Source organism: Vannielia litorea (genome assembly GCF_018424695.1).
Classification (GTDB): Bacteria; Pseudomonadota; Alphaproteobacteria; order Rhodobacterales; family Rhodobacteraceae; genus Vannielia; species Vannielia litorea_A.
In genome coordinates, this window is record NZ_QTNQ01000052.1 from 14530 (window position 1) to 29307 (window position 14778).

The 14778-nt window shown below is 66.6% G+C and carries 14 protein-coding genes and 1 pseudogene; 6 read left to right on the forward strand and 9 right to left on the reverse strand.

Annotated elements, in window-relative coordinates:
* Positions 1-4: 4 nt before the first annotated feature.
* The 9 genes from DYI42_RS16020 to DYI42_RS16060 all read right to left on the reverse strand — a co-directional run bounded on the left by DYI42_RS16020 (position 5) and on the right by DYI42_RS16060 (position 10134).
* Positions 5-2125: a dynamin family protein gene (locus DYI42_RS16020; protein WP_213547008.1), complete on the reverse strand. Its 2121-nt coding sequence runs from the start codon at positions 2123-2125 to the stop codon at positions 5-7.
* On the reverse strand, positions 2122-3717 hold the full coding sequence (locus DYI42_RS16025; RefSeq protein WP_213547009.1) for a dynamin family protein: 1596 nt from the start codon (positions 3715-3717) through the stop codon (positions 2122-2124). Before DYI42_RS16025 ends, DYI42_RS16020 begins: the two co-directional genes overlap by 4 nt.
* Positions 3714-5687 carry a dynamin family protein gene (locus tag DYI42_RS16030; RefSeq protein ID WP_213547010.1) on the reverse strand — a complete coding sequence of 658 codons (1974 nt, stop codon included), beginning with the start codon at positions 5685-5687 and terminating at the stop codon, positions 3714-3716. Before DYI42_RS16030 ends, DYI42_RS16025 begins: the two co-directional genes overlap by 4 nt.
* Before the next feature lie 133 nt (positions 5688-5820).
* Positions 5821-6030 (reverse strand): hypothetical protein, encoded by a 210-nt coding sequence (locus tag DYI42_RS16035; protein ID WP_213547011.1) that lies wholly within the window; start codon positions 6028-6030, stop codon positions 5821-5823.
* A 218-nt stretch (positions 6031-6248) separates the two neighbouring features.
* A complete protein-coding gene (locus DYI42_RS16040) occupies positions 6249-6581 on the reverse strand; it encodes a hypothetical protein (protein WP_213547012.1) in 333 nt (110 codons plus the stop codon).
* Positions 6578-7339 carry an ATP-binding cassette domain-containing protein gene (locus DYI42_RS16045; RefSeq protein ID WP_213547013.1) on the reverse strand — a complete coding sequence of 254 codons (762 nt, stop codon included), beginning with the start codon at positions 7337-7339 and terminating at the stop codon, positions 6578-6580. The genes DYI42_RS16040 and DYI42_RS16045 overlap by 4 nt, the downstream gene beginning before the upstream one ends.
* Positions 7336-8283 carry an iron chelate uptake ABC transporter family permease subunit gene (locus DYI42_RS16050; protein ID WP_213547014.1) on the reverse strand — a complete coding sequence of 316 codons (948 nt, stop codon included), beginning with the start codon at positions 8281-8283 and terminating at the stop codon, positions 7336-7338. Before DYI42_RS16050 ends, DYI42_RS16045 begins: the two co-directional genes overlap by 4 nt.
* On the reverse strand, positions 8276-9232 hold the full coding sequence (locus tag DYI42_RS16055; RefSeq protein WP_213547015.1) for an ABC transporter permease: 957 nt from the start codon (positions 9230-9232) through the stop codon (positions 8276-8278). The genes DYI42_RS16050 and DYI42_RS16055 overlap by 8 nt, the downstream gene beginning before the upstream one ends.
* Positions 9229-10134: a siderophore ABC transporter substrate-binding protein gene (locus DYI42_RS16060; protein ID WP_213547016.1), complete on the reverse strand. Its 906-nt coding sequence runs from the start codon at positions 10132-10134 to the stop codon at positions 9229-9231. The genes DYI42_RS16055 and DYI42_RS16060 overlap by 4 nt, the downstream gene beginning before the upstream one ends.
* Before the next feature lie 91 nt (positions 10135-10225).
* On the opposite strand from DYI42_RS16060, the gene DYI42_RS16065 reads away from it, so the two are divergent.
* The 6 genes and pseudogenes from DYI42_RS16065 to DYI42_RS16090 all read left to right on the forward strand — a co-directional run.
* Entirely contained in the window at positions 10226-10534 is a 309-nt protein-coding gene (locus DYI42_RS16065; RefSeq protein ID WP_213547017.1) for a DUF2218 domain-containing protein, read from the forward strand.
* A 114-nt stretch (positions 10535-10648) separates the two neighbouring features.
* Complete coding sequence (locus DYI42_RS16070) at positions 10649-12577, forward strand: TonB-dependent receptor domain-containing protein (RefSeq protein WP_213547018.1); 1929 nt, start codon at positions 10649-10651, stop codon at positions 12575-12577.
* 58 nt (positions 12578-12635) lie between these two features.
* The gene (locus DYI42_RS16075; RefSeq protein ID WP_244867969.1) at positions 12636-13673 is read left to right on the forward strand and encodes a MotA/TolQ/ExbB proton channel family protein; all 1038 of its coding nucleotides are present in this window, start codon (positions 12636-12638) and stop codon (positions 13671-13673) included.
* Positions 13670-14056, forward strand: a complete 387-nt coding sequence (locus DYI42_RS16080) for an ExbD/TolR family protein (protein WP_213547019.1) — start codon at positions 13670-13672, stop codon at positions 14054-14056. The genes DYI42_RS16075 and DYI42_RS16080 overlap by 4 nt, the downstream gene beginning before the upstream one ends.
* Positions 14053-14433 carry an ExbD/TolR family protein gene (locus DYI42_RS16085; protein ID WP_342344675.1) on the forward strand — a complete coding sequence of 127 codons (381 nt, stop codon included), beginning with the start codon at positions 14053-14055 and terminating at the stop codon, positions 14431-14433. The genes DYI42_RS16080 and DYI42_RS16085 overlap by 4 nt, the downstream gene beginning before the upstream one ends.
* A pseudogene (locus DYI42_RS16090) lies at positions 14430-14778 on the forward strand (energy transducer TonB); the annotation flags it as partial. The gene DYI42_RS16085 and the pseudogene DYI42_RS16090, both read left to right, overlap by 4 nt.

A 14778-nucleotide genomic window follows, 5' to 3' on the forward strand; every position in this document is an offset into this window, starting at 1 on the left:
TTCCTCAGGCGGCTTGGGGCAGCTCGGAGCGCTGGAGGGCGCTGTCGAGTGCGGACAGGTTGAGCAGGCGACGTTCGAGCACTTCCATCTTGCTTTGCAGGCGATGGATCAGGTTGCTGCGCAGCTGCGGGTCGCGCGCCAGCTTCTCCATCTCGGTCTTGTCCTGCTTCAGGCGGTGCGTGTGCTCGGAGATCGTCACGTCGATCATCCGCTGCATCACCTGGATGCGCGACATGCCGGCAGAGGCCCGCTCCACCTGCGCCTCGTTGAAGGCGGCAAGGATCTTCTCGACCGAGGGCCGCAGATCTTCGGCGGCGATGGTGCGCAGCGCGGCGATGGATTTGTCGATGTTCACGCTCGGGCGGCGCCAGAAGGCCCAGCCACGTTCGGCGATCATCGTCGCCTTCAGTGTCGATTTGGCCAGCGTCAGCGTCGAGGCGAACTCGTCATAGGGCAGATCGTCGAGCGAGATCTTCTCGGTCGGATCTTCGAACCTGTCCTTGATCGCCTGACGACAGGAGCTCATGCAGTTGTTGAGCGCCACATCCGTCCCCGCGCGGGACTTGGCGTAGCTGGCGGCCACCTTCTTCTCCATCTCGGCCTGGAGCGGCGTGAGATCGATCTCGAAGCTGTTGTTCGAGTTGCCGGTCACGCCCTTGCGCAAAAGCTGGGCCTCGAACACGGGCTTCTGCCCGTCAACGAAGCTTTCGATGCTGGAGATCAGGCCCTGTTCGAGCGTGGTCCAGTACTTCGAAACCACCTTTTCAATCTGGCCATCGGCCAGCTCGGCGTGTTCCTCCAGCTTGCCCTGCACGGCGCGATATTGCTCGATTTCCCCGGCCAGTTCCTCGGCGGCGGCCTCGGCCACGTCGGAGCGGGTGCTTTCCACCTGCATCTGGATCGAGTCGCGCTCGCGCTTGGTGACAAAGAGCGTGCCGGTGATCTCGGCGCGGATGTCGCCCAGAAGCTGGCCCAGCTGGCTGGTGCCCACGCCATTGTCGATCACCGAGGAGAGCGTTTCCTTCACCTCGTCGAGGCCCGAGGCCAGCATCAGCCGGTCGAACTGGTCTTCCGGCACCTTGCCGTGCTTGGAGCGGATGTAATCGGCCAGTTCCTCGGTATCCACCGCATCGCGGGCCTCTTCGGCCTCCTCGTCGGTGCGCAGGGCGATGTCGGCCATATAGGCGGAGCCCGCCACGATCTCGAACTCGATGTCCGGGATCGCCTCGCGCAGCCGCTTGGAGACGTCTTCCATCACGCGCGGAACCTCGGTGGAGTAGTCGTCCAACTCGTCGATGCGGTTGACGAAGATCATCACGTCCTTGCTGTCCTGCTTGGCCAGGATGCGTATGAGCGCGATGTCCACGTCGGTCAGCGGCTGGTGGGCCGAGAGCACCACCACGAAGCAGTCGGACTTGTCGAGGCTGCGGCAGGTGAACTCGTCGCGCACCAGGAAGGGGTCGTTCACGCCGGGCGTGTCGGTGATGATCGTCGGCACCTGAAACTCGGGCAGGCGCATGTAGACGTTGGCCACCTTGGTCAGCGCGGCGTAGCGACCCAGCGACTGGCGCTCCAGCCCGTCATCCGAGCCGGGGCCGGCGCAGACGTAGCGCTGCAGCAGGTCGGACGACAGGAAATCGTAGTCGTGGTGGCTGCCGAGCAGGGTGCGATAGTGCTTGCCAAGGCGCTTCTGGGCCCGGTCGCGCATCTCTTCGCTCTGCTTCTTCAGAATCTCGGTGTCGAAACCAGGCAGAAGCTGCTCAGTCAGCTTGCGGATCTTGGAGCCGCCGTTGACGATTTCTTCCCAGTCGTTCTCCGAGAAGAACTCGAAGCGCGCGCCGGAGACCGGATCATTGGGCATGTTGACCCGGATGTTGGTGACAACCGAAGTCCATGGGTTCACATCCGACGGCAGAAAATCATGCTGGTGCAGGAAGGCGTTGAGGAAGGTGGACTTGCCCGCCTTCACCTGGCCGATGACGGCCACCTTGGCGGCCCAGTTGTCGAGCCGCTCACGCAGGTCGCGATAGCTCTGACGCTGCTTGCGATCGACGGTCTTTTCCAGGCTGTCGAGCGTTTCGCGCAGGAAGTCGAGTTCCTGGCGTTGTTGGGGAGCGATCTTCACGACTTTCTCCTACTCATGGCACTATGGCTCGGCCCGGCAGAGGCCTTGCTGTTCTCTCTGGCATCGAGAATGGGGGTGTTCGGGGCGTCGCCCCCGAGATCGAGGGCCTCCAGCAACTGGTCAACGCAGGCCAGCACGGCCTTTGCGTCGGTTTCGTCGACATCTGCCGACAGGCGCTCCCAGAGCGCGCGGGCGGTGCCCTCCTCGGAAGGCGCCCCGCTGGTGGGCGGCACGAAGAGGTGGACCTCGGCGCTCGGCGCGGCATCGGCGGCATGTGCAGCCGTGTCATCGGTGTCCGGTGCGGCCTTGCCACCGGTGGCCTCTGTGGCCTTGTCGTCGCTGTTCGTTTCAACGTTGTCAGCGCGGGCCTTGCGGGGCTCGGCGGCGCGCGCAGCCTTTTGCGACTTGGTGCCCTTGGCCCGGCCAACGCGCTTGGGCGTCACCACCTCCTTGGCGTCGGCTTCCGGCACATCCGTTCCTTCTGCGGTGGCCGCAGCGGTGCTGGCGGTGTCGGCTTCGGCTTTCTCGGGCGCAGGCGTCTTGCCATCTGCCACCCGCAGCGCGGCCTTGACCTGGGCTTCCTTGCGCGCCGCAAATTCCTTCAACGCGGCCTGCTCTTCCTCGGCGGTCATCACGTGATCGCTGGCAAAGCGGGCCACGAGGCCGCACACCGCGCCGGAACGGGCTTCCATCTCGTCGGTCAGCTCTTCGAGGTGCTCCCGGATACGGGTTACGTCGGCGTCCTTCAGCAGCGAGGCCATCAGGAAGGTGTCGAAGTACTTTCCAGCCTCGCGCTTGACGCGGCGCTGCACCCGGTCAGCCGAGCGGGCATCGGTCATGCGGTCGGCATGGGTGATGACGATAGTGGCCTTTTCGAGCAGCCGCGCTGGCATTTCATTCCACACCGACTTCTCGCTCTGGCGCCAGGCCTGGGTGGCGTTGGTGCACCAGACGACGCCATCGGCGAACTCCAGCATCCGCTCCCAGCTCTCGGAGGGGATGTTCGGGTCGGAGTTGCCGGGGGTGTCGATGATCGAGAAATCCTTGAGCAGAGGCGCAGGATGCGACAGCACCACGTAGTGGGTGTCATCCACGCCAACCTCCTCAAGCGTGTCCAGCGGGCGGGTATTGCCCTCGAGATCCACCGCCATCATCGCCTTGCGGCCCCAGACCAGCCAGATCGGCGGCAGGGCGGTGGCCGTCACGTTGGAGGGCAGCACCTTGTCGCCCAGCAAACCGTTGATGAGATGCGTCTTGCCGGCGCTGAACTCGCCCGCGATCATGATCCGCGGCTTGCGCGCGTCCTTCGGGCTGGTCTTGGCGGCATCGCGGACGGCGCTGAGAATCTTCTCCTCATCCGCCGATTTCTCGGCAGCGGCGCGTTCGCGGGCCTCGGTCTCGGCCCGGGCGGCCTCGAAGGCCTCTTTCTGTGCCGCCGCCTCGCGGGCTTCGCGGGCCTGGCGTTCCTCGTCGGTTTCCACGTCGAGCACATCGTCAAAGGAAACGTCGCCGGATGTGTCGGGCGCGGCCTTCTCGGCAGCCGCCGCAGCAGACTTGTTGCCCGACTTGAAGCGTTTGAAGACACGTTTCATGCCGAAAGCCTCCTGAGTTCATCAACCTCGGCCTGGCTGCTCTCGCCGCCGTCCCCTTCGAGGAACCGTTCGAGGATGGCTTTGCAGAAGTTGCCCTGTTTCATGGCGAAGTCCTCAACCACGTCGCGCGTCCGGGTGACGGCGGGATCGAAGAAATCGTTGATCAGGTCTTCGATGAGCGGCGTGGTCTCGGAGAGGATCACACCGGCATAGCGCTTCTCCGCGGCCTTGGAGCCGCCGAAGCGCCAGTATTTGCGCCACCACGGGCCCTGCAAGTCGAGCGAGAGCGTGCGCGCCAGGACCGTGGGCGATTTGTGCTGCGGCTGCGACGGAAACTCGATGGAGCTGCCCTCGCGGAACACGCCCATGTCGTTCTCCAGCAGATCCTGGATGCCGTCGAGCACCACATCGAAGGCGCTTTCGCCCTCGCGGCGCAGCTTGGCGATGGAGGAGGTGAAGGCTGCCTTCATCATCATCCGAAGGCCCGTCGGGTCATGGTTCCACGAGCCGACCTCGCCGAAGGCCTCGATGTGGCTTTGCAGCGCGGTGATGGCCGACGACAGGAAGGTTTCCTGCGCCCGCTCGAGCCGGGTGCGCAGGGCCGCGCGCAGCGCCGCGGCCTTCTCGTCGAAATCCTTCAGCGACTCGTCCCGCACATCTGCGAGCTTCATCGCCAGGTCCATCTCGCTCATGTCGATGCTGACGGGCCCGCCCGCGTTGCGATCGGCCACCTGCTCGACCGTCTCGCTCATCTCGATGATGGTTTTCAGGTCGTTGTCGACATCCTTGATGATCGCCTTGCCCGGGCCCTCCACCACGCGGGTGGCGATGGCCTGCACCAGCTCGGCCAGGCCCGAGGCCGCCATCGCGCGGCGGCGAAGCTCTTCCAGATCGTCGGTGTCCTGGCCATCATGCAGGCTTGCCAGCGCGGCGCGGCTGGCGGGCGCCATGTCATCCCCGCCCCGCAGGGCGCAGTTGGCCCAGTAGCCGGAGCCGAAGAGGATTTCGATGTCATTCCCGACACCAAGACGCTTCAGCGTCTTGTTGATCGACGAACGGATGCGCTCCTTCTCCCCTTCCGGATCTTCCAGCTCGTCGATCCGGTTGACGAAAATCAGCACCTCGCGGGCCTCGACCGAGCAGATGATGCGCAGCAGCGCGAGGTCCATGGTGCTCAGCGCCTGGTGGGCGGAGAGCACCACCACGCAGACGCGGCTGTCGGAGATGGCGTTCAGCGTGATCTGCTCGCGCATCATGAAGGTGTCGTTCACACCCGGCGTGTCGCGCAGGCACAGGCCCTTGGGCAGGTGCGGCAGATCAATGTAGAGGTCGGCCGACTTGGTGAGGTCGGCGTAAACGCCTTCGGTCGCGCCGTCCTCAAGGTCGTCAGGGTCGCCGTAACAGATGTAACGGTCGATAGTGTCCTTATCGAGGTCGGGGAACGAGTGGCTCGACCCGATCAGCTCGGAGAACTCGGCACCGAGGCGGTCCTCGGTGGATTGGCGCATTTCGGTGACCTGGGCCTTCACCTCGTCGGCCTCGGTCTCGAAACCGGCACGGTCGGCCATTTCGCCAAGGCGACCACCGGTGGCCACGAGGCGATCCCACTCGTGCTGATCGAAGAAGCGGAACAGCGCGCGGGTGTTCACAGGCCGGTGGCGGCTGTTGAAGTGCAGCGCGGTGATAACGGATGTCCAGGGGTTCACGTCGGAGGGCAGCAGATCGGTCTCGCCGATCAGCGCGTTCAGCAACGTGCTCTTGCCGGCCTTGATCTGGCCGATGACGGAAACGGAAGGCTCGAACGAGCGGATCTTCTCGAGCACAAGCTCGATCGGCTCCTCGACGAAGCTCAGGGCGGTTTCAGAAAACTTCTCGACCGCTTCCTCGAGGTTGTCGAGACGGTCCCAGAGCTTGTTCAGCTCCTTGAAGCTCTCGCGATGCCGTTCATGGATGTCGTCGGCCTCGGACATGAAAAAAACCTCTCTGCCGGAGTTGGGGGCAGCTTTACAGAGACGCGCGGTAAAGGCGCGTTAACGGAGGACAGCAGTCTGGTGCGCGACCCGCCGGGACGTGCCCGGCAGGCCGCAGTGCAAGCGGGGTCGATCAGACCTTCAGCTTGCCTTCGACGTTCTTCACGGTCAGGCGCGCCATGCCGAGGTTGGCCGACTTGCGGTCAACGGCAACGTTCACGAACACGGCCGGGTTGGATTCCAGCGGGCGGATCAGGTGGTACTGGGTGCCGAGGGTGATGAGGATGTCTTCGATGTGGTCATCGAGGCCGAGCGCCTGCATGGCAGCGTTCTTGGCACGCACCACTTCGGTGTTGGCGGCGCCAGCAGCTTAGAGGTCGAACTTGGTGCCCGAGGATTCGGAAGCGAGCATCAGGCCAGTGTCGGAGTCGACGAGGCAGGCACCGATGAAGCCGGCGATGTTCTTGAGGTCGGAGATATTCGTGGACATTTTTTTGATCCTGTGTGGTTTGGCGTTGACTTGTTATTTGCGTTGACTGGAACAGCCATCCGGTGGTGCCGTTATGAAAGTAACATTTGTTCTAAAATGGTCGCAAAAACGGTGATTTGGGGAATAAGAGCACCGGGAATCGGGCAAGAATGTGTTTTCCAAATTGAGAACAATAATCGCAGGAAACCCGGAATACCTTTATTTCCAAGGAGAAATCGCCCACACTCGCGCCAAGGTAGATTCAACGATCCAATTCTCTCCTTTAATTCGTTTCTAAAGTTGAAAATTAGATCCATAAATTGCTGGATTGTTTCCCCTTCGCGGCCAAACCGCATGGGAAACGCCGAAATACTGTCGCGGAATCCACCATAGGTTGCGCTCCAAGCAACCAGTACGAGACTCACGCCGGAATCACCACGCCAACGCCTTCTGCGCGGGTCACCTTCAGACCGGTGCCATAGAGGTCGCTCAGCAGTTCGCTGGTCATGGCAAGGGCGCGTGGCCCGGTCCGGATCACCCGGCCCTGCTTCAGGGCCACGATTCGGTCAGCGTAATGCGCAGCCGTGCTCAGATCGTGCAGCACCAGAACGATGCTGCGTTGGTCCGGGCCGGGGCGTGACAGGGCATGCAACCGTTCCATCAGGTCGCGGGCGTGGCGCGGGTCGAGCGCCGCGAGCGGCTCGTCCAGCAGCATCCACGGGGTCTCCTGTGCCCAGGCCATGGCGGTGAAGGCCCGCTGGCGCTGGCCGCCGGAGAGCGTGTCGATCTGCCGCCTCGCCAGATCCTCAAGCTCGAAGAGCGCCAGCGCGCGCGTCACCTGCGCCTTGTCCTCGGCGCGCGGGCGGCCCCGGTGGAAGGGCCAGCGCCCGAAGGTCACCAGGTCGGCCACGGTGAGCCGCGCCGTCACCTGGTTGGACTGCGCCAGAAGGGCCACGCGGCGGGCACGCTCCATCGGCGCGGCAGCGGCCATGTCGAGCCCATCGACCTCCACCTGCCCCGCGCCGGCGGGCAAAAGCCCGGCGATGGCATGGAGCAGGGTGGATTTGCCCGCGCCGTTGGGCCCGATCAGCGCGGTGATGCCGCCCTCGCCAAAGGCCAGGGATACGTCGGAGAGCACGGTGGCCTCGCCGCGCGTGATCGTCAGGTTGCGGGTGCGGATCATGGGCGCGACCTCCGAAGCAGGAGAATGAGAAAGAGCAGGCCGCCGAGGAACTCGACCACCACCGCGAGGGTCGATTGCAGGCCCAGCAGCCGCTCGAAGATGAACTGTCCGCCCACCAGAATCGCCGCCCCGATCAATGCAGCGGCGGGAATGAGCACCACGTGCCGCCACGCTCCGGTCGCGCGGTAAGCGAGGCTGGCGGCGATCAGCCCGAGGAAGGTGACAGGCCCGACAAGCGCGGTGGAAAGCGCCACCAGCAGCGCCACCAGCGCCAGAGCGGCCAGCACCACGCGGTCATGGTGCAGCCCGATGCTGCGTGCCGTCTGCCGCCCCAGGGCCACCGCATCGAGCCGGGGCGCGAGCGCCAGCGCGGCGGCGAGGGCAAGGCCGAGGAGTACAGTGGCGATGGCAAGCGTGGCCCGGTCGACGGCGTTGAAGCTGGCGAAGGTCAGTTGCTGGACGATGGCAAACTCCGACGGGTCGAGCAGCCTCTGGGCAAACGCCGTCAACCCGCGCAGGAAGATGCCGAGGATCACGCCGGTCAGCACCACCCGCAGGATATCGCCCGCGCCGCGCCGGAGCAGCAGGCCAAAGAGCGCCAGCGCCGCCAGCACAAGGCACCCCGCCTCAAGGCCGAAGCGCAGCGTGGTGGGCAGGGTGGAGGTTTCGGCCGAGCCGAAGAACAGCACCGCGCCGGTTTGCAGGAAGACGAAGAGCGCATCGAAGCCGACGATGCCCGGCGTGAGCAGGCGGTTGGCGGTGATCGTCTGAAAGATCACCGTCGCCGCCCCGATGGCCGCGCCGACCACAACGAGGGCGGCGAGCTTGGTGGCGCGTAGCGTGAGGATGAACTCCACCGGCGCACGCAGGCTCCAGCCGAGGAACAGCGCCGAAAGCGCGGCCAGCCCCAGCGCCAGTGGCAGGAGGCGGCGGGCGTCAGCCATGGGCGGCCCGGCGCGGGGCGGCATTGAGCAGCCACAGGAACAGGCCCGCGCCAAGCACTGCAAAGATGGTGCCCGCCGGGATCTCGTATGGCCAGCGCACCACGCGGCCCAGAATATCACATCCAAGCACCGCGCAGCCCCCCAGCCACGCGGTGAGCGGCAGGTTGCGGCGCAGGTTGTCGCCCCGCCAGCGGGAGATGATGTTGGGCACCACCAGCCCGATGAAGGGGATTGCCCCCACCGTCACCACCACGGCGGCGGTGATGACGGCCACCAGAGTGAGCCCGGCCAGCAGCGTCTGGCGATAATTGAGGCCGAGCGAGCGAGCAGCATCTTCGCCGAGGCCCAGCAGGGTGATCCGGTCGGCGGCGAGGTAGAGCGCGGGGGCGAGCACCGCCACGATCCAGAGCAGCTCGTAGCGCCCCGCCAGCACGCCCGAGAACTCCCCCGACATCCAGGCGCCGAGGTATTGCATCAGGTCGGTCGTCCACGCGAGCCAGAGCGCCGCCGCACCGAGGATGCCGCCGTAGATCAGGCCCACGAGCGGCAGCAGCACCGGGTCGCGCCGGGGCACGTGGCGGGCGAGCAGCAGAAAGACGAGCGTGCCCGCCAGCGCGGCGGCGGCGGCGACCGACATCTTCACCATCAGCGCCGCGCCGGGCGCGAAGAGCGTGATGGCGAGCAGCCCAAGCATCGCCGCCTCTGGCGTGCCCACCAGCCCCGGCTCCACCAGCCGGTTCCGCACCGCCATCTGCACCACCACCCCGGCCAGCGCCAGCCCCGCACCTGCCAGAAGCGCGGCAAGCGTGCGCGGCAGGCGGCTGACGGCAATCAGCAGCCCGCTGTCCACGTCACCCGCAAAGAGGCTCGCCGCCCCGATGAGCACCGAGGCGCAGATCAGGGCGGCGAGAATCAATCCGGCGGTGAGCCAGAGTGTGGCCGGTTTCAATTGCTGGCGCCTGCACCTTCCAGCGCGCGGGTCACCTCGCCGATGGTGCCCAGCATCGAGGTGATGCCCCCGCCCGCCAGGTAGAGCGGCGCCGGATCGAGGTAGACGATCTGCCCCGCCTCGCCCGCCCTGGTGCCCGCGACCAGCGGCGTATCCAGCACGGCAGCGGCGGCCTCGCCCTCCTGGCCGATGGCGGCACCGCGGTCGATGACGAAGATCCAGTCGGGGTTGGTCTCGGCCACAAACTCGAAGCTCACGGCCTCGCCGTGGCTTTCGGCCTTGATTTCGGGGTAGGCTTCCGGAAGGCCCAGCGCGGTGTGCAGCCAGCCGAAGCGGCTGTCATCGCCATAGGCTGAAAGCTTGCCGCCATTCACAAGCAGGATCAGCGCCGCGCCCTTGCCCCCGGCAGCAGCCTGCGCGCTCGCGATGGCGGCGTCCAACTCGGCTTCCAGCGCGGAGGCCTTCTCCTCGGCCCCGAAGAGCTTGCCATAGGCCGCGAGCCGCGCCTTGCCATCGGCCACCACATCGGTGCCCACCGTCATGTCGAGCGTGGGGGCGATCTGGCCGAGCGGCTCCACCTGCGCCTGGCTGCGACCGCCGGCCACGATCAGATCGGGCGCAAGGCTGGCCAGCGCTTCGAAGTCCGGCTCGAAGAGGCTGCCCACCGGCTGCGCGGAGGCGAAGACATCCGAAAGGTAGGCGGGCGGGTTGAAGGCAGGCGCGGCGGCGATGGCAACACCGAGGGCCGTCAGCGTGTCGATCGCGGCGATGTCGAGCGCCACCACCGTCTCTGGCGCCGTGGGCGCGGCCACGGGCCCCGCGGCGGTGTCGATCTCAACTGTCTGGGCCGCAGCGGCTGCCGGAGCGAGTGCAAGCGCAGCAAGGATTGCGAAGGGTTTCATGAGGAGCCTCTCGGGGTTCGGAATCGGGGTGGACAATCCCGATTCATTTCATCAGGATTATTTCCGACAGAAAAACTCAGAGATTCAGAAGATGCAAGAGCAACTCCACGACACCGGCAGGTTTGCCACCCCGCACGCCAGCAAGTACCTGCAACAGCTGTGCAAACACTTCGGCCACAAGATCGAGGTGCGCTTCGATGAAACCTCGGGCGAATGCGCGCTGCCGCCCGGCCCGGCCACGCTGAAGGCCGAGCCCGAAGCGCTTGTCGTCGACGTGACCGCCCCGGATGAAGAGGGCCTCACCCGCGCCCGCGCCGTGATCGACAACCACCTCGTGCGCTTCGCCTTCCGCGAAGGTTTCGAAACCATGACATGGGACAGGCTGGCCACCGCCTCCTGACCCGCCCGCCGGCCTCGCAGCCCGGCAACATCAAAGCCAAAGCCAGCCCGACGCCCTCTTCGGCGTTCTCGTGCCAGCCGTGACATCAGCAACAAGACCCTGGGACACCTGGACATGAGAACAGACCTGAAGGCCATCCTCCTGGCCTCCGCCTCCGCGCTGGCCACCACTTCCGCCATGGCGCAGCAAGTGATCGACCTCGACACCATCCGCGTCGAAGCCGACGCCGCGCAGGACGCGCTCGGTAACGTCGAGATCTCCGCCGAAGAGATCGAAGAGCGCAACGCGGCCAATACCGACGAGCTCTTTGCCGGGCAATCCGAGATCCTCGCCACCGGCGGCTCGGTGATTGCGCAGAAGGTGCTGGTGCACGGGCTGGAAGAGAGCAACCTTGCCGTCACCATCGACGGTGCACGGCAGAACAAGGGCGCCTTCCACCACACCGGCAACGTGCCGCTCGATCCATTCCTGCTGAAGAGCGTCAATGTCAGCTCGGGCCTTGCCCCCGCCGATGCGGGCCCCGGCGCGCTGGCGGGCATCATCGCCTACGAGACCAAGGACGCGCGTGACCTACTGGACCCCGGCGCAACCATTGGCGGCTTCACCCGCCTCACCTTCGGCACAGGCAGCGGCAGCAGCTTCCGTCGCTCGGCGGCGCTCTACGGGGAGCGGGATGGTTTTGAATACCTGCTGGCCTACTCCCGCCAGACCGGGGATGACTACGAGAACGGTGATGGCGACGTGATCGGCGGTACCGAGCCGGACCTCGAGAACGCCTTCGCCAAACTCGCCTACACCACCGACAGCGGCAAGCGCTTCGAGTTCTCCGCCGAGCAGATCTCCGACCAGGGCCTGCGCCCGTTCCAGGGCGGCTTCCCCCGACCCGACTTCGAGGATGTGCCGGGCCGTGGCACCACCTACCAAGTCGCCCTGACCGAGCGGACAAGCTACAGCTTCACCTATACCGACGAGAACCCACAAGGCATCTGGGCCCCGACCATCCAGCTTGCCTGGAACGAGCAGCTGGTGGATGCCCAAAGTGCACAGGGCCGCAACCGCAGCCTCTCGGGCAAGGCCGAAAACGCCTTCGCACTGGGCAACGGCGTGCTGACGGCGGGCGTGGACTTCTTCCATGAAACCGCCACCAACACGGGCACCGCCGCCAATGCGGGCGAGGAAGAGCTTTCAAACATCGGTGTCTACGCCCAGATGCGGCAGGACGTTGGCGCTCGGGTCTCCCTTTCCTACGGGATGCGCGTCGACAGCCAGACCTTCACCGGCGCGACCGGCGAAGAATGGTCCTCCTCGGGTGTCAGCGTCAATGCCGCCGCCGACGTGCTGCTGACCGACACGCTCACGCTCAACATCGGCGCGGCCTCGGTCTGGGGCGGGTACGAGTTGAACGAAGCAGCCCTGATCGGGCTTCGCAGCGCGCCGGTCTACGGCGATCAGATCACCAGCCGCTCGATGAACTACCGCATCGGCCTGCGCTACGATCAGGGGCCGTGGCAGGCGGGCTTCGCGCTGTTCCATACCGAGATCAACGACGCCAACGACCCCTTCACCACCACCGGCGAGGCGGCGGCCTATGATGTCACGTCGCAAGGCTTCGACGCCAAGCTGCGCTACACCGGAGCGCGCGGCTACATCGAGGGCAACTGGACCTTCGCCGACGTGAAGATCGACGAGGGCCCCGCCTCGACAACCTCCTATTACGTCGGCCGCCCCGTGGGGCACATCATCGGCCTCTCCGGCGCCTACGAGCTGACCGACCAGTGGAAGATCGGCGGCACCGCCGAGATTGCGCTGGAGGTGGACGACGTGCCAGATGGCTTCGATCCGCTGGACAGCTACGAGGTGGTCAACCTCTGGACAACATGGACACCGCGCGACTACGACAACCTGACGATGCGGCTTGATGTGAAGAACGTCTTCGACAAGACCTACTCGGGGCGCGGCAACGATGGTGTCGGCTTCTCCGCCGTCGAGCCGCTGACCGAGCCGGGGCGGACGATCTTTCTGTCTGCCAACATGACGTTCTGATATCGAACCATGCGGGGGGCGCCCTGTGGTGCCCTTCGCCAACCTGCCAGGAGCCTGCATGATGGACATCCGCCCCGCCATATCCCGGCACGCCGCAGCCGCCTCCGTCGCCATCGCGCTCTCGCTTCTGGCCGCGCCGCTGGCTGCGCAGCAGCAGCAGCCCACCCCGCCTGACGCGGGCACCGAGCCCCCGGCCATGACCACCCCCGCGCCGGAACCCGGCAGCGATGCGGGCACCGCCCTGCCCGCCACCGATCCGGCGGTGGGCACCAGCGCACCCGAAGCCGCCACCCCCGCCGATGCCGGACCCGATACGCAAGCGGCCCCCGATGTGGGCGACAGCGCCGCCGAGGCGGCCCCGGGCCTTTCGGCTGACAGTTTTGCGGGCACCACCGCCGAAAGCCCCATCGAGGCCGCAGAAGAGGCCACGCCCGCCGACCCTGTCGCGCGGCTCACCCGCTTCCTCGTCGACGGCGGCCCGGCGATCTGGGCCATTGCCGCGCTCGCCGTGCTGACGCTCGCGCTGATCCTGTGGAAGATCTGGCGTTTCTTCCTCGCCGGTGTCTGGTCACGCGGGGCCGCCTTCCGCGCCGCCGAGGCGTGGCAGGCGGGCGATGCGGACAAGGCTTTGGCCCTGGTCGCGGGCCGCAAGGGCACCCGCAGCCGCCTGACACGCGCGGCCATCGAGGCGCGGCTATCGCTGGGCGAAGACGCCGCGCGCGAAGAGGTCACCCGCGCCGCGCGCCGCCGCCTCGCCGAACTCTCGACCGGGCTGCGCGCACTTGAGCTCATCGCCACCATCGCGCCCCTTCTGGGCCTGCTCGGCACCGTGCTGGGCATGATCGAGGCCTTCCAGACCCTTCAGAACGCGGGCAGCCGCGCCGACCCGTCACAGCTTGCGGGCGGCATCTGGGAGGCGCTGCTGACCACCGCCGCAGGCATGGCGGTGGCCATCCCCGCCTCTGCCGCCCTGACCTGGTTTGAAAGCGTGCGCGATTCAATCCGGGGCGACATGGAAGATATCGCCGCCCGCATCTTCATCGGCGCGCCGCCGCGCCCCAAGAGCGCCCCGGCCATGGCGAGGGCCGCCGAATGACCCTCTTCGAGCCGCCCCGCAAGGCCAGAAGGCCCAGCCTGACACCGCTCATCGACGTGGTGTTCCTGCTGCTGGTGTTCTTCATGCTGGCCTCGCGGTTCGGCACCGAGGTGATGCTGCCGATGCCGCTGGCCGGCAGCGGGGGCGGCGCGGAGGCCTATTCCGGCCCGCCCCGGCTGGTGGATATCACGCCCGGCCAAACGCTGCTCAACGGCCTGGGCACCGAGGAAGCCGGTCTCGCCGCCGCGCTGGCCGCGCTGATGGACGGGCCCGGCGACACCGTCATCCTGCGCGGGCGTGATGGCGCCAGCCTGCAACGGGTGGTTTCCGTGGCCGATACCCTGCGTGCAGAGGGCTTCACCGGGCTGGTGCTGGTCGAATGATGGATTTCTCCGACCCTCCGCGCCGCAACGCCACAGAATCGGTGGTGCCGATGATCAACGTGGTCTTCCTGCTGCTGATCTTCTTCCTGATGACCTCCAGCCTCACCCCGCCCGAGCCGATCGAGGTGGCGCCGCCTCGCGCAAGCGGTGAGGCGGCGGAGCGCCGGGACGCCGTGCTCTACGTCGGGGCCGATGGCACGCTGGCCTTCGATGACGCGCGCGGCGAGGCGGCGCTGGCCGCTTTCGCCGCCGTTGCCGGTGACACCGCGCAGCTCAGGGCCGATGGCGCGGCAGAGGCCGCCACGGTGGCCCGCGTTCTCAAGCAGCTCGCAGCGGCAGGCGTGCCGCGCGTCGAGCTGGTGGCGGTGCCGCAATGAGGGCAGATTTTCCGGTTTTCGTGGGCATCGCCGCCCTGCTGCATATCGCCGTCGCCTTCGCGATCCCGATGACCGACAGCGGCACCACCACCGGCGGCGAAGGTGGCGAGAGCGAGGTGTCGGTCACCGCCGCAAGCCAGGCTGTCGCCGCCATGGTGGAAGACTGGGAAACGCCGCCGGAGCTGGAAGAGCCCGTAGCGCAGAGCCAACCCGAACCGGAGGCCGAAGACCCGCCGGAGCTGGACACGCGCGCCGAAGCGCCGCCACCCATGGCTCAGCCCTCCCGGCCCACGCCCGACACCGCCGAAGCCACGCCGAAGCTTGAAACCGCGCCCGTGCTCCAGC

Coding starts and splice junctions, on each gene's coding strand:
- DYI42_RS16025 (WP_213547009.1), bottom strand. CDS start 3,717: ATGAAACGTGTCTTCAAACGCTTCAAGTCGGGCAACAAGTCTGCTGCG.
- DYI42_RS16030 (WP_213547010.1), bottom strand. CDS start 5,687: ATGTCCGAGGCCGACGACATCCATGAACGGCATCGCGAGAGCTTCAAG.
- DYI42_RS16045 (WP_213547013.1), bottom strand. CDS start 7,339: ATGATCCGCACCCGCAACCTGACGATCACGCGCGGCGAGGCCACCGTG.
- DYI42_RS16050 (WP_213547014.1), bottom strand. CDS start 8,283: ATGGCTGACGCCCGCCGCCTCCTGCCACTGGCGCTGGGGCTGGCCGCG.
- DYI42_RS16060 (WP_213547016.1), bottom strand. CDS start 10,134: ATGAAACCCTTCGCAATCCTTGCTGCGCTTGCACTCGCTCCGGCAGCC.
- DYI42_RS16065 (WP_213547017.1), top strand. CDS start 10,226: ATGCAAGAGCAACTCCACGACACCGGCAGGTTTGCCACCCCGCACGCC.
- DYI42_RS16070 (WP_213547018.1), top strand. CDS start 10,649: ATGAGAACAGACCTGAAGGCCATCCTCCTGGCCTCCGCCTCCGCGCTG.
- DYI42_RS16075 (WP_244867969.1), top strand. CDS start 12,636: ATGATGGACATCCGCCCCGCCATATCCCGGCACGCCGCAGCCGCCTCC.
- DYI42_RS16080 (WP_213547019.1), top strand. CDS start 13,670: ATGACCCTCTTCGAGCCGCCCCGCAAGGCCAGAAGGCCCAGCCTGACA.
- DYI42_RS16085 (WP_342344675.1), top strand. CDS start 14,053: ATGATGGATTTCTCCGACCCTCCGCGCCGCAACGCCACAGAATCGGTG.